Below are 23,703 nucleotides of genomic sequence, written 5' to 3'. Positions count from 1 at the left end.
GGCCCCGCTTCGTGCGGGGCCCGCTGCGCGTCACCAGGTGGCGCGGAGCTGGCGGATGATACGACGCCGCAGCCGCACTCTTCGGCTGCCGTCGGGGTTGAGTCTTAGCCGATCCAACTCCCAGTGTCCGTATTCGGCATGGTCGGTGAGCAGGCGGGTAGCGGCGTTGCGGGACACCCCGCGTGGCACATACACGTCGCAGAATTCGTATTCCGGCATCGCATCTATTGTGCGGGAACTGCCCTGGTACGGATAGCGTCTGCACTATGTCTGATGCTGCGCAGCCATCCGCTGCCGAGGTACGTGCCGCCGCTGAAGCGGTGAAGGCCGCACTGGACCGTCACCTCGACGCCGTCGAACGCCGGTCGGGGGAAGGCGACCCGACCGTCTACGCCGCGTTCAACGAACTGGCGGCGGCAGCCGAGGTCTACGATGAGCTGCTTTATGACACCTACGACGAAGTGACGCCCTTCGAGATCCCGGGCGATGACAGCCTGCCCGCCTACGCGGGGCCGGACGAACCCAGTGCGCTCAGCGTGCTGATCCGCCGGGACTACGCGGTGGTCGAACCGCAGCGGCTGCTGTCGCAGGCCCAGCGCATCGTCGACCTCGATCCGGACATCGACACCGGGAACGGCCGCCTGGGCGGTGGGACGGCCGGTGCCGGTGAGAGCGTCCATGCCGCTCTCGGCGTCGTGTTCGGCGAGTTCGAGCCGGACGAGATCGCCTCCCGGCACAAGGAGTTCGGCCTTGAGGAGGGCGACTCGACCCTCTGGGTCTCGGCCGTCGAGGAACCTGCCGAACCGGGCGAGTGGCTGTCCGCCCCGTTCGACCAGGCCGATCCGGAGCAGATCGTCTGCCGTTTCGACGTCAGCTCGGTCTTCGACGAGGAGCTGGACGACGAGGAGGAAGACGATCTCGAGGTGCTGGGCCCGGGGAGCTGACCCCGGCAGCACCGCCGCACCCCGGACCCTTCGGCCGCCCGCCCTGCGGCCGTAGGGCCCGTACCGCCCGTCACCCCGTGGGCGGGGCCTGAGTCTGGAGCAGGGACCGCAGGCGCGTGGTGCGGTCCTTGAACGGGATCTCCGCGACCGCCCGTGGCAGCGCCGCGTCCGCGCCGTGCACCACGGACAGATGTCGCTCACCCCGGCTGAAAGCCGTGTAGATCCAGGCGCGGGTCAGCCCGGCCGCCGCGTCCCCCGGGAGCACCACGACCGCCGCGGGCCAGCGGGTTCCGGCCGCCTGATGGGCGGTGAGGGCCCAGCCGTGCCGCACCAGGTCGCCGACCTGCTCGCGGGGCACCACCACCGGCGCACCCGCGCAGTCCAGCCGCAGCCCCTCCGCGTCCGCCGACACCACCGTGCCCGGGATCGCACGGCCAGGCGCCGGGGTATAGGCGACCCGGTCGCCGGGGTCGAAACCGGCGAACCGGCCGGGGCCGGGGTTCAGCCGCTCCTTCAGCGCGGTGTTCAGGGCACGCGTCCCGGCCGCGCCACCATGGCCCGGCGTGATCACCTGCGTCTGCTCCGGCGGCACCCCGATCGCGCGCGGCACCGAATCCGCGACCAGCTGCACCGTGCGGTGCACGGCCTCGCCCGCGTCGCGCGCGGGGACGATCACGACCTCCTTGCCCGGCGCCTCCACCTGGTTCAGCTCACCGATGCCGATGCCCGAGACCAGCTCGCCGATCGGCCCCGGGTCGGGCGTACGGGAGACCACCTGCGGGCAGCGGCGGGCCGCCACCAGATCCGCGAACACCCGGCCCGGCCCGGCCGACCACAGCACGCCCGGGTCCCCGCTCAGCACCAGCCGGGCGCCGTCCGGCAGGGACTCGACGAGCATCGCCGCCGTCTCCACGTCCAGCTGGGGCGCGTCCAGCACGGCGATCAGGTCGAGCGCCAGCGCGCCATCCTCGTCGCGCCCCGGGCCCTCGCCGCCGGAGAGCAGCCCGGCGACGGTCACGGCCGCGTCGGCGCCGACCTCCGCGGCCAGCCGCCGCCTGCCGTCCTCGCTGTGCGCGGCGGCGCAGACCCGCAGCCCCGACGACCGCGCGGCGACGACCAGCGCCGCCGGTTCGGCGCGGGCCGCCTCGCCGCCGCTGTGCGTGACCAGGCCGTGCGCCGCGACGGTACGGATCAGCTCCGCGGCGGACGGGGACGGCGCGGCGGTGGCCGCCGCCTCCCAGTCCGGCGCGGGCGTGTGCACATCGGCGAAGGTGGTGATCAGCCGCGCGAAACCGTCCGCCAGGCTCTCCTCCGCGAGCGCGTACCGGTCGAGCCCCAGCAGCACCCGGACCGGCTGCTCGGGCTCCTCCTCGTCGTCGTCGGGCGTGGCGGGTGCGGGCTGGGCGCCGGGGGGCGTCTCCAGGGCGTCCTGGAAGACCAGCACACCGCCGCCCGCGATGGCCGCCTGCAGCGCCTCGTCCGGGTCCGGCACGGACACCTTGGCGAGGGCGGCGCGCAGCGCGGAGGACTCCAGCGCGGTGTGCCCTTCGAGGGCGGCGCGCTCCAGCAGCCAGCCGGTGAGCGCCTGCGAGCGACGCTCGTCGCCCGGCCCGCAGTCCGGCCCCAGCAGCGCGCGGGCGAACCCATCGGCCTGGTCGGGGCGCACCCCGGGGACGGCCAGCAGCTGCCAGGGGTCCTCGCGCAGCGCCTCGGCGGCGCGCTCGCCGAGGGTCTCGGCGACCGGTACGGCCAGCGCCTCGGGCGCTCCGCCCGCCGCCAGCACCTCCCGGACTCCGGCCACCCCCGCCGCCGCGGGACGCGCCGGTGGCGCGACGGGAGCGGCAGCGGCGGCCCGGGCCGGTTCGCGCGGCTTGGCCCGGGCCGGTTCGCGCGGCTTGGCGGGGGCCGGGCGGGGCTCGTTGAAGAACGACGCCGCCGACCGCTCGCCGCTCTCCACGGCCCGCACGGCGGCAGCCAACGCCTCAGCCGCCGCCGACCGCCCCCCAGAGCCCGCAGACGCCCGCCCGGCGTCCGCCCCGGCGGCCGGGGCGGCGCCTGAACCAGCACCCGGCCCCCCGGTGTCCTGTGCCCCCGGGCCGCCTTGGGCGTGCGCCCCGCCCGCCCGCCCAAGTGCTTCGGCTGTGGCGGGGTGCCCCGGTGAGGAGGTGAAGGCGGAGCCATCGCGCGCGTCCACGCCGGGTTGCCCGGATTCTGCGGCGGCGCTGCCCGCGGCCGGTGTCCCGGCTTCGGGGGCTGTCTGCGGGACGGTGCCCCCGTTGGCGCCGGGCTGCTCCGGGTGCTGCGGTGCAGCGGCTGATGCCGGTGCGTCCGGCGAACCGGCCCCGGCTTCGGCGGGCGCGTCGGCCCCGGGCGTGGGAGCGCTGGGTTCCGCTTCGGCGGCGGGGCTCGCGGTGCCGGGCTGGCCGGGTGCTGCGGCGGAGCTTTCGGCGGCCGGTGTGCCGGTTCCGGGGGCTGTCTGCTCGGCGTCGGTGTCCCCGTTGGTACTGGGCTGCTCCGGGCGCTGTGGGGCAGCGGCTGATGCCGGTGCGTCCGGCGAACCGGCTGCGGCCTCGGCGGGCGTGTCGGTCCCGGGCGTGGGAGCACTGGGTTCCGCCTCGGAAGTGGGGCTCGCGGCGTCGGGCTGGCCGGGTGCTGCGGCGGAGCTTTCGGCGGCCGGTGTACCGGCTGCGGGGGCTGTCTGCCCGGCGGCGTCCGCCCGACTCGCCGTGGGCCCGGCACCGGCCCCGGTTTCGCCCTGTGCGTCGGGCTCGGGCGTGCCGGGCTCGGGAGCGTCGGGTTCCGCTTCGGAGGTGGGGCTCGCGGCGTCGGGCTGCCCGGGTTCGCCGGGCTGGGGCGAGTCTGCCGCGGCGGCCGGTGGGGCGGGCTCGGCGGGGCGGCCCTGGGGCTCGCCGCCCGGCCGGGGGGCCGCTGACGCGTCGTCGGGGGCAGGGGCTCCGTCCCGATCCGGGCCCGGCGCGCCGGTGGGGCGCTCGGGCGCCGACGGCGCCGGTGCCGGTGCCGGTTGGGCGGCGGGCGCGGCGCGGTCCGCGCTCGCCCCGGTGGCCTCCTCGGGCGCGGGGTCGCCGGCGAGGTGGTCGGTCGTCACAGCGTGCTCCAGTCCTGATCGGGATAGCGGTGCACGGGCGCCGACACATCGTCGAGCGCCTGGCAGATCTCGTCCGGAAGACTAAGGGCCTCCACCGACAGCGCCGCACGCAACTGCTGAGCGTTGCGCGCGCCGACGATGGGCGCGGTCACGCCCGGGCGGTCGCGCACCCAGGCGAGCGCGACATGCAGGGCGCTCGTCGCCAGACCGTCGGCGGCTATGGCGACGGCGTCGACGATCCGGCTCGCCTCCTCGTCGAGGTAGGGGGCGACGAAGGCGGCGAGCCCGGAGGCACCGCGGGAGTCGGAGGGCGTCATGTGGCGGTACTTTCCGGTCAGTACGCCACGCCCCAGCGGCGAGGACGGCAGCAGGCCGATGCCGAGGTCCAGGGCGGCCGGGAGCACCTCGCGCTCGATGCCGCGCTGGAGCAGCGAATACTCCATCTGGGTGCTGGCGAGCCGGGTGTGGGCACCGGACGAGGCCAGCTGCCAGGTGGCGGCCTTGGCGAGCTGCCAGCCGCAGAAGTTGGACACGCCGACATACCGCGCCCGCCCGCTGCTGACCGCTATGTCGAGCGCCTGGAGGGTCTCCTCCAGCGGGGTGACGGGGTCGAAGGCGTGCACCTGCCACAGGTCGACATGGTCCGTGCCGAGCCGCTCCAGCGAGGCGTCCAGGGCCGCCAGCAGGTGGCCGCGGGAGCCGTCGAAACGGCGGTCCGGGTCGGGGACGCTGCCCGCCTTGGTGGCGATCTGCAGATCGCGCCGCGGCACCAGCCCCTCCATCAGCCGCCCGAGCAGATACTCCGCCTCTCCGTCCGCGTACACATCGGCGGTGTCGATCAGCGTCCCGCCCGCTTCCCAGAACGCCTTGAGCTGATCCGCCGCTTCGTGTTCGCCGGTATCCCTCCCCCAGGTGAGCGTGCCGAGCCCGAGCCGGGATACGCGCAGGCCGGTGCGGCCCAGGTGCCTTAGCTCCATGTACGTCGCTCCATGAACATCGAGATTACTGGCCGGGAAGCGGACCGTGTCAGCCTGTGGATAACCCACCATCAGCCCTCGGTGGATCACCCACGAGCTGTCCCCGGCCTACCCCGGACCCACCCCTGACGTACCGGGGTTCCGCGCGCTAGAGTCCCCGGAACAGCGACGTTACTGATCAGTAAGAGGTGTGGCATGGGTATGCGGCTCGGAATCAACCTCGGCTACTGGGGCGCCGGGATGGACGCGGACAACCTCGCGGTCGCGCGCGAGGCCGACCGGCTCGGCTACTCGGTCTGCTGGGCCGCGGAGGCGTACGGATCGGATGCCGCCACCGTGCTCTCGTGGGTCGCCGCGCAGACCGAGCGCATCGACGTCGGCTCCGCCATCTTCCAGATCCCGGCCCGTACGCCCGCGATGACGGCGATGACCGCCGCCACCCTGGACTCCCTCTCCGGAGGCCGGTTCCGCCTCGGGCTCGGCGTCTCGGGGCCGCAGGTCTCGGAGGGCTGGTACGGCGTGCGGTTCGACAAGCCGCTGGCCCGCACCCGTGAGTACGTGGAGATCATCCGCAAGGCGATGTCGCGCGAGCGGCTGACCCACGAGGGCGCGAACTGGACCCTGCCGCTGCCCGGCGGCCCCGGCAAGCCCCTCAAGCTCACCGTGCACCCGGTGCGCGAGTACATCCCGCTCTACATCGCGGCCATCGGCCCGAAGAACCTGGAGCAGACCGGCGAGATCGCCGACGGCGCGCTGGTCATCTTCTTCGCCCCCGAGCACGCCGAGGCGACCACCCTCGGCTCGCTGCGGGCGGGCCGTGAGAAGGCGGGCAAGACCCTCGACGGCTTCGACCTGGTGCCCACCGTCCCGCTCGCGGTCGGTGAGGACGTCCGCGCGCTGGCCGACCAGTTCCGTCCGTACACCGCGCTCTACGTGGGCGGCATGGGCAGCGCCAAGCAGAACTTCTACAACAAGCTGGCGCAGCGCATGGGGTACGAGAAGGAGGCCGCCGAGATCCAGGAGAAGTACCTGGCCGGGGACAAGGAGGGCGCTGCCGCCGCCATTCCCCACGAGCTGATCGACTCCACCGCGCTGCTCGGCCCGGTGGACCGCATCGCCGACCGTATGAAGGCCTACGCCGAGGCCGGTGTCACCACCCTGTCGCTCAGCCCCGCGGGCTTCACGCTGGAGGAGCGGGTGGCCGGGCTGCGGGCCGGTGTCGAGGCGCTGGAGCGCGCCGGGCTCGCGTAGCACACGCGTATGCGGAGGTTTCCACGGCCGTGGTGGAGGCTCGGGGGTCTTCCCCGCCACGGCCGTCACCGAGCACAACGCCGCCGGGGCCATGGGGTTACGCGCACGGCGGGACCCTCCGTATTCGCTCGTGATTCCCTCGTACGGATGAGCCGGACGTCCCACCTGTTGCCACTTCCGATACCCGGCATTTGACTCTTTTCAGTGCGTGTCAGCGCGCGTCAATGCGTGCACTTTCCGTGCGTGCATGCCGTGCCCGGAGGTGGCAGCGATGCTCTCGGCGAAAAGCGTCTTCCAGGAGATCCTCGGCAACGACGAGTCGTTCCGGCTGTTCTGCTCCATCGCGGCCAGCGGCGAGGCGCAGGGCGGCTGGGAGAACGGCCGGATCGCCGCGCTCGTGCCCGAGACCCAGCGCGCCCTCGCGCCCAAGATCACCCGGCATGGCGCGGACGAGGACAAGCACGGCCGGATCTTCAACGCCCTGCTCCGCAAGCGCGGTCTGGAGCCGGTCGGGGTACCGCGCACGGCGGACTACACCATGCTGCTGGAGGCCCGCGGCGTCGGCCTCGCCCACGAGAAGCTGCGCCGCGACGAACCGCTCACCGAGCACGACATCGTCGTCTACCTCGCCCACAGCCGGGTCACCGAGCAGCGCGCCGCCGCGCAGATGGCCATGTTGCGCGCCTGCTTCGGCGACCATCCGGAGATCGGCCGGGCGGTCACGATGATCTCCAAGGACGAGGAGAACCACCTCGCCTACTGCCACGAGGAGTTGCTGCGGCTGGCCGCCGCCGGGTACGGCCGGACCATCCACCGGGCGCTGCGCGAGTGCGCGCTCGTCGAGATGGAGGTCCACCGGTGCGTCAGCCTCGCCGTGATGACCCAGATGGGGCGCATCCTCGGCTGGTCGAAGCGGAAGTCCGCGGTGCTGACGGCGGGCGTCAAGGCCGGGTACGGGTACGAGCGGCTGGGCGGCTGGCGCCGCATGGTGACGCTGCGGATGCCCGAGCGGCGGGACGCGCTGGGCGCCGGTACGGAGACGGCCGCTCCCGAGGCGCCCGAGTTCGCCTGAGCCCCGCCCCCGCCCGTATGGCCGTATACGGCCGCGTACGGCGATGAACCGCGGCCTCCCGCGTCAGAGCCAGCCGCGGCGCTTGAACATGCGGAAGAGCAGCCCGATCACGCCCGCCATCAGCCCCACCGCGGCCGGATAGCCCCACGGCTGGCGCAGCTCCCACATGTGCGTGAAGTTCATGCCGTAGATACCGGCGATCAGCGTCGGTACCGCCGCCATCGCCGCCCACGCCGAGATCTTGCGCATGTCGTCGTTCTGCCGAACCCCCATCTGCGCCAGATGGGCCGAGAGGATGTCCGACAGCAGCCGGTCGAGGCCCTCCACATGCTCGTTCACCCGGGTCAGGTGGTCATGGACGTCACGGAAGAACGGCCGCGACCCCTCGTGGACGAACGGCACCCCGGCGCCCGCGAGCCGGGTCATCGGCTCCGCCAACGGGCCCGTCGCGCGGCGGAATTCGAGCACCTCGCGCTTGAAGGCGTAGATCCGGCCCGCCGTGTTGTGGCCCGCGTTGCCGTCCGGTGCGAAGACCTCGGTCTCCAGCTCGTCCAGGTCCTCGTGGAGCCCGTCCGCGACATCCAGGTAGTGGTCCACGACCGCGTCGGCGACCGCGTACATCACCGCCGTCGGCCCGTGCGCCAGCACCTCCGGGGTGTGCTCCAGCCGCTCGCGCACCGCGCTCAGCGGATTGGCCTCGCCGTGCCGTACGGTCACCACGAAGGAGTCACCGACGAACACCATCAGCTCACCTGCGGTGACGGTCCCGGCCTTCTCCTCGTACTGCACCGGTTTGAGTACGAGGAACAGCGAGTCGTCATAGATCTCCAGCTTGGGCCGCTGGTGCGCGGTCAGCGCGTCCTCCACGGCCAGCGGGTGCAGCCCGAACTCGCTGGTGACGAGCCCGAACTCCTTCTCCGTCGGCTCGTGCAGCCCGATCCAGAGGAAGGAGTCCCCGGTCAGGCGCGCCTGGTCGAGGGCGTCGGAGAAGTCGGCGGGTCCCTCGGTCCGGCACCCGTCCTGGTAAATGGCACAATCCACGATCACGCCGGGCATTGTCCCTCGCCCGGGTAAGAAAGCGCACCGCGGGGCAGCACACCCGGCGCGCACCCGCAGTGCCCACGCGGCGTACCCGCCCGCGCACCTGCCCGCGCACACGACGGGCGCACACTACGGGCGCACACCCATCCTGAGCGGGTCCGGAGGGGTCGTAGGGTGGCACGCATGCCCACGCTGATCCTCGTCCGGCACGGCCGGTCCACCGCGAACACGGCAGGCGTCCTCGCGGGCTGGACGCCCGGTGTCGCCCTCGACGAGCGCGGCGCCGCCCAGGCCGCGGAGCTGCCCGGGCGGCTCGCCGGGCTGCCGCTCGCCGCCGCCGTCACCAGCCCGCTGCAGCGCTGCCAGGAGACCCTCGCGCCGCTGTTCGCCGCCCGCCCCGAACTGCCGACGCACACCGAGGAGCGGATCGGGGAGTGCCACTACGGCGACTGGTCGGGCCGCAAACTCGCCGAGCTGGCCGATGAACCGCTGATGAACATCGTCCAGCAGCATCCGTCCGCCGCCGCCTTCCCCGGCGGCGAGTCCATGCGCGCCATGCAGGCACGCGCGGTCGACGCGGTGCGCGACTGGAACACCCGGATCGCGGAGGAGCACGGCGCCGACGCGACCTATCTGATGTGCTCGCACGGCGACATCATCAAGGCGATCGTCGCGGACGCGCTCGGTCTCCACCTCGACCTCTTCCAGCGCATCTCGGTCGAGCCCTGCTCGGTCACCGCGATCCGCTACACCCCCAACCGGCCCTTCGTCGTACGGCTCGGCGACACCGGCGACTTCGCGGGACTCGTGCCCCGGGAGAGCGCCCCGGCCGACCGCGGCGGGGACGCGGCGGTGGGCGGCGACGCGGGGGCACCATGATCTCCGAGCGCAGTAGGGTGGTGCCGCGGCGCGGAGGCGCCGCGGCAGCCGCGACCGGGCAGCCGTGACCCCCGGCGGCCCCGCCGGAACCGCCAGCCGCAGTAGTCAACCAGCCGACCAGTCGACGCAAATGGAGCAGGACGTTGTCCCGTCAGGTGTTCCTCTTTGACCCGCCGGACCGATTCGTCGCCGGTACGGTCGGGCTGCCTGGCCGCCGTACCTTTTTCCTGCAGGCGTCCTCGGGTGGCCGGACCACCAGTGTGTCGTTGGAGAAGACCCAGGTCGCGGCGCTTGCCGAGCGGATAGACGAGCTGCTCGACGAGGTGGTGCGGCGCACCGGCGGCAACGCCCCGGTACCGGCCGTCGCCCCCTCCGAACTCAGCGACACCGCACCCCTGGACGCCCCCGTGGAAGAGGAATTCCGCGTCGGCACCATGGCCCTTGCCTGGGACGGCGAGGAACAGCGCATGATCGTGGAGGCGCAGGCGCTCGTCGAGCTGGAAGCGGAGTCCGAGGAGGACCTCGCCGAGGCCGAGGAACGGCTCCTGCAGGACGACGTGAACGGGCCGCCCATGCTGCGGGTCCGGCTCACCGGCATCCAGGCCCGCGCCTTCGCCAAGCGGGCGCTGGACGTCGTCAACGCCGGTCGCCCGCCCTGCCCGCTGTGCAGCCTGCCGCTCGACCCGGAGGGACACGTATGTCCGCGCCAGAACGGATACCGCCGCGAAGCCTGACGCCCCCGGAGCCGTCCGAGCTGCTGGCCCTGGGCGAGCTGACGGTGCGCGGCCGGGTCCGGGAGGCGTCCAACGCGGTGCTCTACTGCACGGTCGAGTACGACGGCCACAGCGCGCCGTGCGTCTATAAGCCGGTGGCGGGGGAGCGGCCGCTGTGGGACTTCCCGGACGGCACCCTTGCCCAGCGCGAGGTCGCGGCGTACGAGATCTCCGAGGCGACCGGCTGGGGCCTGGTCCCGCCCACCGTGCTGCGTGACGGGCCGTACGGGCGGGGCATGTGCCAGCTGTGGGTCGAGGTGGCCGAGGGGGACGGCCCCGACGGCTCTGACGGCCCCGATGGCTCTGACGGTTCTGACGGGTCCGGTGACTCCGACGACCCGGCCGCCGACGGGACCGAGCTGCTCGCGCTCATCGAGGGCGACGAGCCGGGCCCCGGCTGGAAGGCGGTCGGCTTCGCGGAGGTGGGCGAGGGCCGCACCGCGCTGCTGGTGCACGCCGATGACGTACGGCTGCGGCGGTTGGCCGTCCTCGACGCAGTGATCAACAACGGCGACCGCAAGGGCGGCCATCTGCTGCCCGCCGCGGGCGGTCGGCTCTATGCGATTGATCACGGTGTGACCTTCAACGCCGAGGACAAGCTGCGCACCCTGCTGTGGGGATGGGCCGGGGAGCCGCTGCCGGACGAAGTGCTGGACGTGCTGCGCGGGCTGGCGGACCAGCTCGCCGACGACGGGTCGCTCGGCGCCCGGCTGGCGAAGCTGATCACCGGCGCCGAGATCGAGGCGCTGCGGGCCCGGGTGGCGGCGCTGCTGCGGACCGGGGTGCACCCCGCGCCCAGCGGCCAGTGGCCCGCCATTCCGTGGCCGCCGGTCTGAGCCGACCGCCGCCGACCGCTGCCGACCGCTGCCGACCGCTGCCGATCACCGTGGAACGGCTACGAAGCAGCTCACGGGCGAATGCGCAAGACCGTCTATTCGGCCAACAAACGGTCAGCAGGGCCGGTCCGGTTCGTATCCGGAACCGGCATCCGGTTACGCTCATTGCATGTATGCCTGGCCCGCTTCCGAGGTTCCCGCCCTGCCTGGCAGTGGCCGCGACCTGAGGATTCACGACACCGCGACCGGGGGACCGATCACCCTCACCCCCGGCCCCGTCGCCCGCATCTACGTTTGCGGCATCACGCCGTACGACGCGACCCACATGGGTCATGCGGCGACCTACAACGCGTTCGACCTCGTTCAGCGCGTGTGGCTCGACACCAAGCGCCAGGTCCACTACGTCCAGAACGTCACCGACATCGACGATCCGCTGTTGGAGCGGGCCGTGGCGAACGGCGACGACTGGACAGCCCTCGCCGAGCGCGAGACCGCCCTCTTCCGCGAGGACATGACGGCCCTGCGGATGCTGCCCCCGCGCCACTACATCGGTGCCGTCGAGTCCATACCGGGGATCGTGCCGCTCGTGGAGCGGCTGCGGGACGCGGGCGCGGCGTACGAGGTCGAGGGCGACGTCTACTTCTCCGTGGAGTCCGACCCCGCCTTCGGCTCGGTCAGCCGCCTCGACGCCGAGGCCATGCGAATGCTGTCCGCCGAGCGCGGCGGCGACCCGGAGCGCCCGGGCAAGAAGAACCCGCTGGACCCGATGTTGTGGGTGGCCGCCCGTGAGGGCGAGCCGAGTTGGGACGGTGGCTCCCTCGGCCCCGGCCGCCCCGGCTGGCACATCGAGTGCGTGGCCATAGCCCTCGACCACCTCGGCATGGGCTTCGACGTTCAGGGCGGCGGCTCGGATCTCGCCTTCCCGCACCACGAGATGGGCGCCTCGCACGCCCAGGTCCTTACCGGCGAGCGGCCGTTCGCGCAGTCGTACGTGCACGCCGGGATGGTCGGGCTGAACGGCGAGAAGATGTCCAAGTCCAAGGGCAATCTGGTCTTCGTCTCCGCGCTGCGGCGCGACGGCGTCGACCCGGCGGCCATCCGGCTCGCCCTGCTGGCCCACCACTACCGCTCCGACTGGGAGTGGACCGACGGCGTCCTGCGGGACGCCGAGGCCCGCCTCGCCCGCTGGCGCGCCGCCGTCTCGCGCCCGGACGGCCCGTCGGCGGACGCGCTGGTGGAGGAGATACGGGTGGCTCTGGCGGACGACCTCGACTCCCCGTCGGCCCTCGCGGCCGTCGACCGCTGGGCGGCCGCCCAGTCGTCATCCGGCGGCACGGACGAGGGCGCCCCGGGCCTGGCGTCGAGGGCGGTGGACGCGCTACTGGGCGTCGCCCTGTAGGAGCTCCCCACCCCGCCCCTCCCCGACCCCGGGGGCTCCGCCCCCGGCCCCCCACCGGGCCCGGGCCCCGCTCCCGGGGCTCAGCCCCGTGGACTCCGCCGGGCCCGGGGCTCAGCCCCTGGGCCCGCCGGGCTCTGCCCCGGCCCCCGGCGGCCTGCTGGTCATCGTTCCGCGCCCCGTAGCGGTAGGGCTCCGGCCTCGGCCCCCGGCCTGGCCCGTGGGCTTCGGCCCGGGTCCGGGCGTGCTTCGCCGTTGGGCGGCGGCCGCAGCAGGTTGCGGTAGGCCCGTCCGGGCCCGGCCCCCGGGGGGACTCTGCCGGACTCTGCCCCGGCCCTCGGCGGCCTGTTGGTCTTTGCTCCGCGCCCCCGTAGCGGTAGGGCTCCGCCCTCGGCCCCCGGTCTGGCCCGTGAGGGCTCCGGCCCGGGGCCGGGCGCGCAGGAGGGGCTTCGCCGCTGAGCGGCGGCGCAGCAGGTTGCGGTAGCTCCGTCCGGGCCCGGCCCCCCGGGGGGACTCCGCCGGGCCTGCCCGGCGCCGCGATCTCCGGGGACTTCGCCCCGGGCCTCGGCTGCGGGAGAGCCGCCCTTGCCGCTGAGCGGCGGCGCGGCACGCTGCGCAAGGGTGCCCCCGGGCCCGTGCTCCCTCCGGGTCCCGCCGCGGGCGGGACGATCGCCGCTCAGCGGCGGCGCAGCGCGCTACGCGAGGTCCGCCCGGGCCCGTTCCCACGGGCTTTGCCCCTCTGGCCCCCTCCGGGCCCCGTCGCGGGGACGTTCGCCGCTCAACGGCGGTGCGGCACGCTGCGGAAGGGGCGTCCCCGGCCCCGCCAGTGCCTCTCCCTTCGGGCGGGGCACAGCCCACTGGGCGTCGGTGCGGGGCGGGGGGGGTTGTCCGGAGGGTCAGCCCTGGTCGTCCGGGCGGTCTTCCGCGTCGTTGCTCTCCGCGCTCTCCGCGCTCTCGGTGCTCCCGGCGTCCTCGCTGCCGCTGCCCGAGGCCTCGTCGCCGTCGTCGTCCTTCGCGGACGGCTTCCGGGGGCGGGGGTGGCCCGTTCCGGGGTCGCGCAGGTACGGGGCGCCCTCGCGGGCGTCCGCCACGCCGCCGGTGCCCGTCTCCGTCGCATGGCCCCCCGGCGTGCCCGGTGAGCCGTCCCGGCGTCGCAGGTAGCGCTCGAATTCCCGCGCGATCGCCTCGCCCGACGCCTCCGGCAGCTCCGCCGTGTCCCGGGCCTCCTCCAGCGACTGGACGTACTCGGCGACCTCGCTGTCCTCCGAGGCCAGTTGGTCCACGCCCAGCTGCCAGGCGCGCGCGTCCTCGCCCAGTTCGCCGAGCGGGATGCGGACGCTGATCAGGTCTTCCAGGCGGTTCAGCAGGGCCAGGGTCGCCTTCGGGTTCGGCGGCTGGGAGACGTAGTGCGGGACGGCCGCCCACAGGCTCACCGCGGGGACACCGGCGTGGGTGCAGGCCTCCTGAAGGATGCCGACGATGCCGGTCGGGCCCTCGTAGCGGGTCTCCTCGAGGTCGAGGGTGCGGGCCAGGTCCGGGTCGGAGGTGACACCGCTGACCGGCACCGGCCGGGTGTGCGGGGTGTCGCCGAGCAGCGCCCCGAGGACGACGACCATCTCGACGCCCAACTCATGGGCGTAGCCGAGGATCTCGTTGCAGAACGACCGCCACCGCATGCTCGGCTCGATACCCCGCACCAGCACCAGGTCGCGGGTCTTCTCGCCGTTCTCCGCGCGGACCACGGAGAGCCGGGTGGTGGGCCAAGTGATCTTGCGGACCCCGTTGTCCAGCGCGACGGTCGGCCGGTTCACCTGGAAGTCGTAGTAGTCCTCGGCGTCGAGGGAGGCGAAGACCTCGCCCTTCCACTCCCGGTCCAGGTGCCCGACCGCGGTGGAGGCGGCGTCTCCGGCGTCGTTCCAGCCCTCGAAGGCACAGATCATGACCGGGTCGATCAGCTCGGGAACCCCCTCAAGCTCGATCACCCAGCGCCTCCTTCCGACCGGGGCGGACGGGTTCGTACCGCCTCCGGCTGCAGTTCTTTTGCGTGCGCCCCAAGCCTACGGCTTCAGGGGGGCCCCGCCGCAGCCCCTCTACAGCAACCCACTGTGATTCATCCGACCTGTTTCCCGAAAGTTGCGGCACACCTCTGGACGAGACCCCCAAGTCAGCGCTATACATCGGATCACCGCTAAAGGTCCGATGTTCTATCGCGCTTCGTTCAGGGAGCCCCCATTGAGTTTGCGCCCGACCGTCACTGGGTTCGAGGTCCATGACATCCGGTTTCCCACCTCGGAGCAGCTCGACGGCTCGGACGCCATGAATCCGGACCCCGACTACTCCGCTGCGTATGTGGTGCTCCGTACGGACGCCGATAACACCACCGGGGCGGAAGGACATGGCTTCGTCTTCACCATCGGCCGCGGCAACGACGTGACCGCTGCCGCCATCCGCTCCCTGCGCCCCCAGGTCGTCGGCCGCCCCGCCCCGCTCACCGCGGCCGGGCTGGCCGACCTCTACCGTGATCTCACCCACGATTCGCAGCTGCGCTGGCTCGGCCCCGAGAAGGGCGTCATGCATATGGCGGCCGGTGCGGTGGTCAACGCCGCCTGGGACCTCGCCGCCCGGAACGCGGGCAAGCCGCTGTGGCAGTTCCTGGCCGATATGTCGCCCGAGGAGCTGGTCGACCTCGTCGACTTCCGCTACCTCACCGACGCCCTCACCCGCGACGAGGCCCTCGCCATCCTGCGCGCCGCCGAGCCCGGCCGCGCCGAGCGCGCCGCGCTGCTGCGCGAGCGCGGCTACCCCGCCTACACCACCTCGGCGGGCTGGCTCGGCTACTCCGACGAGAAAATGATCAAGCTGGCCCAGGAGGCGGTCGCCGACGGCTTCGACCAGATCAAGCTGAAGGTGGGCGGCGACCTCGACGAGGACCTCAGACGGATGCGGCTGGCCCGTGAGGCGGTCGGTCCGGACATCCGGATAGCCGTCGACGCCAACCAGCGCTGGGACGTCGCGGAGGCGCTGCGCTGGATGCGCGCCCTGGCGCCGTACGACCCGCACTGGATCGAGGAGCCGACCAGCCCGGACGACATCCTCGGCCACGCCGCCATCCGCGCCGGACAGCCGGTCAAGGTCGCCACCGGTGAACATGTCGCCAACCGCGTCGTCTTCAAACAGCTGCTTCAGGCCGAAGCCGTCGACTTCGTGCAGATCGACGCGGCACGCGTGGCCGGGGTCAACGAGAACCTGGCGATCCTGCTGCTCGCCGCTAAGCACGGGGTGCCGGTATGCCCGCACGCGGGCGGCGTGGGCCTGTGCGAACTGGTGCAGCATCTGGCCATGTTCGACTTCGTGGCCGTCTCGGGCAGCTGGGACGACCGGGTCATCGAGTACGTCGACCACCTCCACGAACACTTCGCCGACCCGGCGGTCGTCGAGGCGGGCCGGTACCGCGCCCCGGCCGCCCCGGGCTTCTCCGCCCGGATGCTCCCCGAGTCGATCGCCGCCTACCGCTACCCCGAAGGGCCCGAATGGCAGGCCCGCAACGCCCCATCGCAGCACGCCACACCACGCAACGCCACAGCACAGCAAGCCGCACCACAGCACACCGCACCGCAGTCCGCACGACAGGAGGAGACCTCTTGAGCCCCACCGGCGACTTCGAAGGGCTGGCCGCGCTCGTCACCGGCGGCGCCTCGGGCATCGGCGCCGCCATCGCCGCCACGCTGCGCGACCGCGGTGCGCGGGTCGCCGTGCTCGACCGGGACCCGACGGGCGCCCCGGCGGGCACGCTGCCGGTCAAGACCGACGTCACCTCCGACGAGGGCGTGCGGACCGCGGTGGAGGCGGTGGTGGCCGAATTCGGCGCCCTGCACACCGTCGTCGGCAACGCCGGGATAGGCGCGATCGGCACCGTCGAGGACAACTCCGACGAGGAGTGGCAGCGGCTGCTGGACGTCAACGTGCTGGGCCTGGTGCGCACCGCGCGGGCCGCGCTGCCGCATCTGCGCGCCGCGGCGGCGGACCGGCCCGGCGCCGTGTCCATCACCCACACCTGCTCGATCGCCGCCACCGCCGGACTGCCGCAGCGCGCCGCGTACAGCGCCAGCAAGGGTGCGGTGCTGTCGCTGACCCTCGCCATGGCCGCCGACCACGTACGGGAGGGCATCCGCGTCAACTGCGTCAACCCCGGCACCGTCGACACCCCGTGGGTGGGGCGGCTGCTCGGCCAGGCCGCCGATCCGGCGGCCGAGCGCGCGGCGCTGGAGGCCCGTCAGCCGACCGGGCGGCTGGTGTCCGCCGAGGAGGTCGCCGCGGCCGTCGCGTATCTGGCGAGTCCCGCCGCCGCGGCCGTCACCGGCACCGCGCTGGCCGTCGACGGAGGGATGCAGGGGCTGCGCCTGCGCCCCGCCACCTGAGCACCACGCCGAACCCCACAGCACCACGCCGAACCCCACAGCACCACGCCGCACCGAAGCACCACGCCGCACCGCCGCACCACGCCGCGCCGCCGCACCACCCCGCGCCGTCGCGCCGAGCACCCGTACCGCGCCCCGCACGAGCAGCACCACGTGCCCGCACTGCCGCACCACGCACCCGCACCGCGCACCGCGTACCGCCGCACCACGCACGTCGCACCACTCGACCAAGGACGGGACTCGATGACGAGACTCCGCACGACCGGAGCCGCGGCCTGCGCCGTGCTGCTCGCCGTCGCCGGGCTGGCCGGCTGCAACCGTGAGAGCAACGGCTCCGGCGGCGGCAAGGTCGGTATCGACATGCCGCGCACCGACACCGACTTCTGGAACTCCTACCAGCAGTACCTGGAGAAGGGCATCGACAAGGGCACGGTCTCCGCGCTCCCGCTGTCCAACTCGCAGAACGACATCTCCAAGCTCGTCTCCAACGTCCAGGCGTTCACCGACCAGGGCGCCAAGGCGATTGTCATGGCCCCCCAGGACACCGGGGCCGTCTCCTCCACCCTGGAACAGCTGGAGGAGAAGAAGATCCCCGTCATCAGCGTGGACACCCGCCCCGACGCGGGCAAGATCTACATGGTGGTACGGGCCGACAACCGGGCGTACGGCACCAAGGCGTGCGAATACCTGGGCAAGCAGCTGGGCGGCAAGGGCCGGGTCGCCGAGCTCCAGGGCGACCTCAGCTCCATCAACGGCCGGGACCGGTCACAGGCGTTCGCGTCGTGCATGAAGAAGAAATACCCGGGCATCACGGTGCACGAGCTGCCCACCGACTGGAAGGGCGACGTCGCCTCCGCGAAGCTGCAGAGCCTGCTGGCCCAGCACCGCAAGCTCGACGGCATCTACATGCAGGCCGGTGGCGCCTTCCTGCAGTCCACCCTGGCGCTGCTGGAGCAGAAGAAGCTGCTCAAGCCCGCAGGCTCGGCGGGGCACATCACCATCATCTCCAACGACGGCATCCCCGAGGAGCTGGACGCGATCCGCGCCGGGAAGATCGACGCCACCCTCTCCCAGCCCGCCGACCTCTACGCCCAGTGGGCGCTGAACTACGCCAAGGCGGCGCTTGAGGGCAAGACGTATCAGCCTGGTCCGACCGATCACGGCTCGCAGATCGTGAAGATCAAGAACGGTCTGGAGGACCAGCTTCCGGCGCCGCTCGTCACCAAGACGAACGTCGACGACCCGAAGCTGTGGGCCAACCAGCTCGAAAAGAAGTAGCCGGTGACAGCGGCAGAGGCAGCAGCAGAGGCAGCGGCAGCAGAGCCCACCGTGGTCCGGGCGGAGGGCGTCGTCAAACGCTTCGGACCGACCGTCGCCCTGGACCACGCCCAGCTGGCGGTGCGGTCCGGGGAGGCGCACGCCCTCGTCGGACGCAACGGGGCGGGCAAGTCCACACTCGTGTCCGTCCTCACCGGCATGGAACGCCCGGACGAGGGCGAGGTGACCTTCTCCGGCGAACCCGCCCCCGGCTACGGCGACACCGCGGCCTGGCAGCGCCGGGTCGCCTGCGTCTACCAGAAGTCGATGGTGGTCCCGCATCTGACGGTCGCCGAGAACCTCTACCTGGGCCGCTTCCAGGGCACCGGGCGCATCCGGTGGCGCGCGCTGCGCGAGGAGGCCCGGGCGCTGCTGGGGGAGTACGGCGTCGACGTGGACCCCCGGACCCGGGCGAAGGACCTCGGCGTCGAGCAGCGGCAGTTCGTGGAGATCGCCCGCGCCCTCTCCTTCGGCGCCCGGCTGATCATCCTCGACGAGCCCACCGCACAGCTCGACGCGGGCGGCATCGACCGGCTCTTCACCAAGCTGCTCGAACTGCGCCGTCAGGGCGTCGCCTTTCTGTTCATCTCGCACCATCTGCAGGAGGTCTACGACCTCTGCGACACCGTCACCGTCTTCCGCGACGCCCGCCATGTGCTGACCGCCCCGGTCGCCGACCTCCCCAAGGAGGACCTGGTCGCGGCGATGACGGGCGACGGCGAGGGCGCCCCCGGGGGCGACTCCCGGACCGCCGCCCGCGCTCCCGTCCGCGCTCCCGTCACCGCGCGGAAGGCCGACCCGGACGGCGAGCCGGTGCTGCGCACCGAAGGGCTCACCCTGGAGGACGAGTTCGCGCCGCTGGACCTGGTGGTGCGGCCGGGCGAGGTGCTGGGCCTGGCCGGGGCGACCGCCAGCGGCAACACCGCGATCGGCGAGACTCTGGTCGGCCTGCGCAAGCCGGGCGGCGGCCGGGTCTCCGTACGGGGCAGGCCGGTACGTTCCGGCAGCGTGCCGCACGCCATCGACGCGGGCATCGGGTACGTCCCGGAGGACCGCCACGACCAGGGGCTCGTCCTGGGCCGCAGCGTCGCAGAGAACGCCACGCTGACCGTCACCGACCAGCTCGGGCCGTACGGCACGGTGCTGCCGTCCCGGACCCGCGCGTTCGCCCAGCGCATGATCACCTCGCTCGACATCAAGACCTCGGGGCCCGCACAGCCCGTCTCCGGCCTGTCCGGCGGCAATCAGCAGAAGGTCGTCATCGCGCGGGCGCTGGCGCGCGAACCGAGCGTGCTGGTCGCGATCCGGCCGACCGCCGGGGTGGACGTGAAGTCCAAGGATGCCCTGCTCGGCGTCGTACGGGATGTCGCGGCGGCCGGGAGCGGCGCGCTGATCGTCTCCGACGAGCTGGACGACCTGCGGGTCTGCGACCGGGTCCTGGCGTTCTTCCACGGACGGGTCGTCGCCGAGTTCGGCAGCGGCTGGAGCGACCGCCAGCTGGTCGCCGCGATGGAGGGCATGACGGAACCGGGCACGGACAGCACGGCCGGGGGAACCGAAGACCGCACGGACCGCACGGGAGGACCACAGACATGATCGGTACCGCACGGCAGCAGCCCGCCGAGGCGGTGGCGGACGGCCCGGCGGGGGCCCGGGGTCGTCCGCGGATCGACATCGCGCGCTGGCGCGATCTGTCCCTGGTCCCGGTGATCTTCGTGCTGGGCGTGATCGGCTTCATCGTCTCGCCCGCGTTCCTCACCGAGGACAACCTGATCGGCGTCGTCCAGCAGTCCACCGAGCTGGGGCTGCTGGTGCTGGGGGAGGCGCTGATCCTGATCAGCGGCCGGATGGACCTCTCCCTGGAGTCCACCATCGCCGTGGCGCCCGTGATCGCCCTCTGGCTGGTGCTGCCGTCCCACGGCGCCCGCTTCGAAGGGCTCGGGCTGCTGCCCGTATGGACCGCCATCCCGCTGTGCCTGGCGGTCGGCGGCCTGATCGGGGCGGCCAACGGCTTCCTGATGCTCAAGCTGCGCGTCAACGGCTTCATCGCGACCCTGGGCATGCTCACCATGCTGCGCGGGCTCCAGGTCGGCATCGCCGAGGGCCAGTCCATCGTCAACGTCCCCGAGTCGTTCCGCTACCTCGGCAAGGCCGAGTGGCTGGGCGCGCCCGCCGCCGTGTGGCTGTGCCTGGGCCTGTACGCGCTCGGCGGCCTCGCGCTGGGTTATCTGCGGCACGGCCGCGCCCTGTACGCGATCGGCGGCAACCCCGAGGCGGCGCGCGCCGCCGGTATCCGCGTCGACCGCATCACCTGGATCGTGCTCAGCGTCGGCGGCATGCTGGCCGCCTTCGCCGGAATCCTCTACACCGGCCACTACGGCTCGGTCGCCGCGACCCAGGGCAACGGCTGGATCTTCCAGGTGTTCGCCGCCGCGGTCATCGGCGGCATCAGCCTCAAGGGCGGCCGCGGCACGCTCTTCGGAGCCCTCACGGGTGTGCTTACGCTGCAATTAGTCGTCAATGTGATGACCCTCGGTGGCGTGCCGCCACTGTGGAACCAGTTCATCAACGGCTCCATCATCATCGTCGCGCTGATCATTTCCCGTTACGCGAGCGGCGAGAAGCAGGACTGAGAACAGGAACAGAGGCGAGAAGTCATGGCGCAGGTACCACAGGGGCCGCGTGAACTGGGGCGCTCGGGCGTCCACGTACCACCCCTCGGGCTCGGCTGCGCCCCGCTGGCCAACCTGTACGCCGCGGTGCCCGAGGAACGTGCCCTGGCGACCGTCGACGTCGCCCTGGAAGTCGGCTGCACCTATCTCGACACCGCGCCGCACTACGGCGTCGGGCTGTCCGAGGAGCGGGTGGGGCGCGCGCTCGCGGGGCGCGCCCGCTCCTCGTACACGCTCTCCACCAAGGTGGGGCGGCGGTTGCGGGACCGGGCGCCCGGCGAACCCGTCCAGGCGGACGGGTTCGCGGACACGCCCGACCGCGTCCGCGAGTGGGACTTCACCCGGGACGGCATCCGCGCCTCCCTGGAGTCCTCCCTGGAACGCCTCGGGGTCGACGCCCTCGACATCGTCTACGTCCACGACCCGGAGAACCACATCCGCGAGGTGTACGAGACGGCCTTCCCGGCGCTCGCCGAACTGCGCGACCAGAAGCTCGTCCGGGCCATCGGCTTCGGCATGAACTACAGCGACATCCTCGCCCGCTTCGTCGCCGACCTCGATGTGGACGTCGTCCTGTGCGCCGGGCGCTGGACCCTGCTGGAGCGCACCGCCTACGACGATCTGCTGCCGGTGTGCGAGCGGCGCGGCACCTCCGTGGTGGTCGGCGGCGTCTACAACTCCGGGCTGCTCGCCGACCCGGGTCCCGGCGCGCGCTACAACTACCAGGAGGCGCCGCCTGAGATCGCCGAGCGGGCCCGTCGGCTCGCCGCCGTCTGCGCCGAGTTCGGGGTGCCGCTGCGGGCCGCCGCCCTGCGCTTCCCCTTCGGCCACCCGGCCGTGGCGTCGGCGGTCGTCGGCGCCGCCGGTCCGGCCGAAGTGCGGGACAACGCCGAGATGTTCGGCTACGACATCCCCGACGAGCTGTGGCACGCGCTGGTCCGGCGCGGCCTGCTCGACGACGACATCCCGCTGCCGGTCTGAGGAGAGCCCGTGTCGCGCCGCATCGACGCCCACCACCACCTATGGGACCTGTCCCGTCGGCCCCAGCCATGGATGGACGGCCCCTGGGCCGACCCCATCGCCCGCACGTACACCCCGGCGGACCTCGTCCCGCACCTCGACGAGCACGGCATCGACGCCACCGTCGTCGTCCAGTCCAGCTCCTCGTACGACGAGACGCGCGAACTCCTCGCCCTGGCGGGCGCCGAGCACCGGATCGCGGGCGTCGTCGGCTGGGCCGACCTCACCGATCCCGGCCTGCCCGGCGTGCTCGCGGCCCTGGCCGCCGGGCCGGGCGGCGACCGGCTGGTCGGCCTGCGCCACCAGGTCCAGGACGAGGCCGACCCGGACTGGCTGGCCCGCGCCGATGTACGCCGCGGCCTGTCCGCCGCCGCCGACGCGGGCCTTGTCTACGACCTGCTGGTCACCCCGCGCGAACTCCCCGCCGCGATCGCCGCGGTACGCGAACTGCCCGGCCTGCGCTTCGTCCTGGACCACGCGGCGAAGCCGCCCATCGCGAGCGGCGCCCGCGCCCCCTGGACCGCCCTCCTGACCGAACTGGCCACCCTGCCGAACGTCGACTGCAAGCTCTCGGGCCTGGTGACCGAGGCCGACTGGCAGACCTGGAAGCCCGACCAGATCCTCCCGTACGCCCGTCACGTCCTGGACGCGTTCGGCCCCGAGCGGGTGCTGTTCGGCTCGGACTGGCCGGTATGCGAACTGGCCGCCACGTACGCGGACGTAGTAACCCTCGCCACCCAGGCCACCGCGCCCCTGACCAACGCTGAACGCGAGTCGGTCTTCGCCACCAACGCCACCCGCGCCTACAACCTGAGCCCCTAGCAGCCCCCCGCCCGGCCTTCGCCCCCGGACCGCCCCCAGCACGGAGGTGTCTTGCCCCCGCCCTTGGGCGCTCAAGGGACCGTGCCCGGGCCGGAGGGTGCCCAACCACCGCCCCTGCAGCGGCGGCCGGGCGGCTGTGCCCCATCCCCGGCCCCACCAGGACTCAAGGCGCGGGGCCCGGGGCGGAAGTGCCCCCCCTTCAGAGCTCCCGCAGCGGCGGCCGGGGCGGAGGTACCCCACCACCCAGCCCTTCCGGCGCTCAACGGGCCGGGTCCAGGGCGAAGGTGCCCCAACACCGCCCCGCACCGGCGGCCCGGCGGCCGTGCCCCACCCCCAGCCCCTCCAGCACTCAAGGCGCCGGGTCCGGGGCGGACGTGACCCACCCCAGCCCTTCGGGCCAACGGGCCGGGTCCGTGGCGGAGGTACCCCACCACCCAGCCCTACGGGCGCTCGACGCGCCGGGTCCCACCACCGAGCCCCTCCGGAGCCCCCGCAGCGGGCCCGGGCGGAAGGGCCCCCACCCAGCCCCTCCAGTGCTCAAGGCGCGGCTCCAGGGTGGACGTGACCCACCCCAGCCCTTCGGGCCAACGGGCCGGGGCGGTGGCGGAGATACCCCACCACCCAGCCCTACGGGCGCTCGACGCGCCGGGTCCCACCACCGAGCCCCTCTGGAGCCCCCCAGCGGGCCTGGGCGGAAGGGCCCCACCCATGCCCTTCCGGCGCTCAAGGAGTTGGGTCCGGTGCGGAGGTGCCTCACTCCCAGCCCTTCGGGCGCTTGAGGCGTCGGGTTCGGGGCGGACGTGCTCACCCCCACCCCTGCAGCGCTCAAGGAGCCGGGTCCGGGGCAGAGGGGTCCACCCACTCGCCCTTCCGGCGCTCAACGGGCCGCGGCCGGGGCGGCGGTGCCTTGCCCCGAGCCCCTCGGGCGCTCATCGAGTCGGGTCCAGGGCGGAGGTACCTCAGCGCCCCTCCGAGCCCCCGCAGCGGGCGCGGGCGGAGGTGTCCCCACCCAGCTCATCCGGGGCTCAAGGAGCCGGGTCCGGGGCGGCGGTGCCCTACCGCCGCCCCCGCAGCGCGGTCGGGGGGGCGGGGCGCCCCCAACCACCCCCACCGGCGGTTGATGAGCGGGGGTCCGGGCGGGGCCCCCGGTCGGATATGGGCGGGGTGGGGGACCGACCC

Annotated in this window: 18 protein-coding genes and 1 pseudogene; 14 read left to right on the top strand and 5 right to left on the bottom strand. The window is 73.3% G+C overall.

Going from position 1 to position 23,703, the window contains the following annotated elements:
* Positions 1 to 30 precede the first annotated feature (30 nt).
* Entirely contained in the window at positions 31 to 219 is a 189-nt protein-coding gene (locus ABZ370_RS28460) for a DUF5703 family protein (protein WP_079038522.1), read from the bottom strand.
* Positions 220 to 266: 47 nt separating this feature from the next.
* Here ABZ370_RS28460 and ABZ370_RS28455 point away from each other — a divergent pair, with 47 nt between their 5' ends.
* A complete protein-coding gene (locus ABZ370_RS28455; protein WP_358626204.1) occupies positions 267 to 944 on the top strand; it encodes a hypothetical protein in 678 nt (225 codons plus the stop codon).
* A gap of 70 nt (positions 945 to 1,014) precedes the next feature.
* On the opposite strand, the pseudogene ABZ370_RS28450 reads toward ABZ370_RS28455, so the two are convergent.
* Positions 1,015 to 2,922: pseudogene (locus ABZ370_RS28450) on the bottom strand (ATP-dependent RecD-like DNA helicase); the annotation flags it as partial.
* A 1,124-nt stretch (positions 2,923 to 4,046) separates the two neighbouring features.
* A complete protein-coding gene (locus tag ABZ370_RS28445; RefSeq protein WP_358626203.1) occupies positions 4,047 to 5,027 on the bottom strand; it encodes an aldo/keto reductase in 981 nt (326 codons plus the stop codon).
* A 201-nt stretch (positions 5,028 to 5,228) separates the two neighbouring features.
* On the opposite strand from ABZ370_RS28445, the gene ABZ370_RS28440 reads away from it, so the two are divergent.
* Positions 5,229 to 6,278, top strand: coding sequence for an LLM class F420-dependent oxidoreductase (locus tag ABZ370_RS28440; RefSeq protein WP_358626201.1), 1,050 nt, complete (start codon positions 5,229 to 5,231; stop codon positions 6,276 to 6,278).
* 271 nt (positions 6,279 to 6,549) lie between these two features.
* Positions 6,550 to 7,350: a ferritin-like domain-containing protein gene (locus tag ABZ370_RS28435; RefSeq protein WP_358626199.1), complete on the top strand. Its 801-nt coding sequence runs from the start codon at positions 6,550 to 6,552 to the stop codon at positions 7,348 to 7,350.
* A gap of 63 nt (positions 7,351 to 7,413) precedes the next feature.
* Here ABZ370_RS28435 and ABZ370_RS28430 read toward each other — a convergent pair whose 3' ends face one another.
* Complete coding sequence (locus ABZ370_RS28430; protein ID WP_358626197.1) at positions 7,414 to 8,406, bottom strand: magnesium and cobalt transport protein CorA; 993 nt, start codon at positions 8,404 to 8,406, stop codon at positions 7,414 to 7,416.
* Positions 8,407 to 8,574: 168 nt separating this feature from the next.
* Here ABZ370_RS28430 and ABZ370_RS28425 point away from each other — a divergent pair, with 168 nt between their 5' ends.
* From ABZ370_RS28425 to mshC, 4 genes are all read left to right on the top strand, one after another.
* Positions 8,575 to 9,270, top strand: coding sequence for a histidine phosphatase family protein (locus ABZ370_RS28425; protein ID WP_358626195.1), 696 nt, complete (start codon positions 8,575 to 8,577; stop codon positions 9,268 to 9,270).
* 143 nt (positions 9,271 to 9,413) lie between these two features.
* Entirely contained in the window at positions 9,414 to 10,004 is a 591-nt protein-coding gene (locus tag ABZ370_RS28420) for a DUF3090 domain-containing protein (RefSeq protein ID WP_358626193.1), read from the top strand.
* Complete coding sequence (locus ABZ370_RS28415) at positions 9,968 to 10,879, top strand: SCO1664 family protein (RefSeq protein WP_358626191.1); 912 nt, start codon at positions 9,968 to 9,970, stop codon at positions 10,877 to 10,879. Before ABZ370_RS28420 ends, ABZ370_RS28415 begins: the two co-directional genes overlap by 37 nt.
* 169 nt (positions 10,880 to 11,048) lie before the next feature.
* Complete coding sequence (mshC, locus tag ABZ370_RS28410; protein WP_358626189.1) at positions 11,049 to 12,278, top strand: cysteine--1-D-myo-inosityl 2-amino-2-deoxy-alpha-D-glucopyranoside ligase; 1,230 nt, start codon at positions 11,049 to 11,051, stop codon at positions 12,276 to 12,278.
* A gap of 893 nt (positions 12,279 to 13,171) precedes the next feature.
* Here mshC and ABZ370_RS28405 read toward each other — a convergent pair.
* A complete protein-coding gene (locus tag ABZ370_RS28405) occupies positions 13,172 to 14,257 on the bottom strand; it encodes a PAC2 family protein (RefSeq protein ID WP_358626187.1) in 1,086 nt (361 codons plus the stop codon).
* Positions 14,258 to 14,513: 256 nt separating this feature from the next.
* On the opposite strand from ABZ370_RS28405, the gene ABZ370_RS28400 reads away from it, so the two are divergent.
* From ABZ370_RS28400 to ABZ370_RS28370, 7 genes are all read left to right on the top strand, one after another.
* Positions 14,514 to 15,920 carry an enolase C-terminal domain-like protein gene (locus ABZ370_RS28400; protein ID WP_358626425.1) on the top strand — a complete coding sequence of 469 codons (1,407 nt, stop codon included), beginning with the start codon at positions 14,514 to 14,516 and terminating at the stop codon, positions 15,918 to 15,920.
* Entirely contained in the window at positions 15,917 to 16,693 is a 777-nt protein-coding gene (locus ABZ370_RS28395; RefSeq protein ID WP_358626185.1) for an SDR family oxidoreductase, read from the top strand. The genes ABZ370_RS28400 and ABZ370_RS28395 overlap by 4 nt, the downstream gene beginning before the upstream one ends.
* 243 nt (positions 16,694 to 16,936) lie before the next feature.
* Positions 16,937 to 17,971 carry a sugar ABC transporter substrate-binding protein gene (locus ABZ370_RS28390; protein WP_358626183.1) on the top strand — a complete coding sequence of 345 codons (1,035 nt, stop codon included), beginning with the start codon at positions 16,937 to 16,939 and terminating at the stop codon, positions 17,969 to 17,971.
* 51 nt (positions 17,972 to 18,022) lie between these two features.
* The gene (locus ABZ370_RS28385) at positions 18,023 to 19,606 is read left to right on the top strand and encodes a sugar ABC transporter ATP-binding protein (RefSeq protein WP_358626423.1); all 1,584 of its coding nucleotides are present in this window, start codon (positions 18,023 to 18,025) and stop codon (positions 19,604 to 19,606) included.
* Positions 19,603 to 20,643, top strand: a complete 1,041-nt coding sequence (locus ABZ370_RS28380; protein WP_358626181.1) for an ABC transporter permease — start codon at positions 19,603 to 19,605, stop codon at positions 20,641 to 20,643. The genes ABZ370_RS28385 and ABZ370_RS28380 overlap by 4 nt, the downstream gene beginning before the upstream one ends.
* 24 nt (positions 20,644 to 20,667) lie before the next feature.
* Positions 20,668 to 21,663, top strand: coding sequence for an aldo/keto reductase (locus ABZ370_RS28375; protein WP_358626179.1), 996 nt, complete (start codon positions 20,668 to 20,670; stop codon positions 21,661 to 21,663).
* A 9-nt stretch (positions 21,664 to 21,672) separates the two neighbouring features.
* Positions 21,673 to 22,524 (top strand): amidohydrolase family protein, encoded by an 852-nt coding sequence (locus tag ABZ370_RS28370; RefSeq protein ID WP_358626177.1) that lies wholly within the window; start codon positions 21,673 to 21,675, stop codon positions 22,522 to 22,524.
* Positions 22,525 to 23,703: the final 1,179 nt, after the last annotated feature.

The organism is Streptomyces sp. NPDC005962, from assembly GCF_040629205.1.
GTDB lineage: Bacteria > Actinomycetota > Actinomycetes > Streptomycetales > Streptomycetaceae > Streptomyces.
This window is presented reverse-complemented; position numbering and strand designations above follow the sequence as displayed.

Excerpts from the sequence above, each read along its gene's own strand:
- ABZ370_RS28380 (WP_358626181.1), top strand. The coding sequence starts at position 19,603 with ATGATCGGTACCGCACGGCAGCAGCCCGCCGAGGCGGTGGCGGACGGC.
- ABZ370_RS28390 (WP_358626183.1), top strand. The coding sequence starts at position 16,937 with ATGACGAGACTCCGCACGACCGGAGCCGCGGCCTGCGCCGTGCTGCTC.
- ABZ370_RS28455 (WP_358626204.1), top strand. The coding sequence starts at position 267 with ATGTCTGATGCTGCGCAGCCATCCGCTGCCGAGGTACGTGCCGCCGCT.
- ABZ370_RS28375 (WP_358626179.1), top strand. The coding sequence starts at position 20,668 with ATGGCGCAGGTACCACAGGGGCCGCGTGAACTGGGGCGCTCGGGCGTC.
- ABZ370_RS28445 (WP_358626203.1), bottom strand. The coding sequence starts at position 5,027 with ATGGAGCTAAGGCACCTGGGCCGCACCGGCCTGCGCGTATCCCGGCTC.
- ABZ370_RS28440 (WP_358626201.1), top strand. The coding sequence starts at position 5,229 with ATGCGGCTCGGAATCAACCTCGGCTACTGGGGCGCCGGGATGGACGCG.
- ABZ370_RS28430 (WP_358626197.1), bottom strand. The coding sequence starts at position 8,406 with ATGCCCGGCGTGATCGTGGATTGTGCCATTTACCAGGACGGGTGCCGG.
- ABZ370_RS28435 (WP_358626199.1), top strand. The coding sequence starts at position 6,550 with ATGCTCTCGGCGAAAAGCGTCTTCCAGGAGATCCTCGGCAACGACGAG.
- ABZ370_RS28415 (WP_358626191.1), top strand. The coding sequence starts at position 9,968 with ATGTCCGCGCCAGAACGGATACCGCCGCGAAGCCTGACGCCCCCGGAG.
- ABZ370_RS28460 (WP_079038522.1), bottom strand. The coding sequence starts at position 219 with ATGCCGGAATACGAATTCTGCGACGTGTATGTGCCACGCGGGGTGTCC.
- ABZ370_RS28425 (WP_358626195.1), top strand. The coding sequence starts at position 8,575 with ATGCCCACGCTGATCCTCGTCCGGCACGGCCGGTCCACCGCGAACACG.
- mshC (WP_358626189.1), top strand. The coding sequence starts at position 11,049 with ATGTATGCCTGGCCCGCTTCCGAGGTTCCCGCCCTGCCTGGCAGTGGC.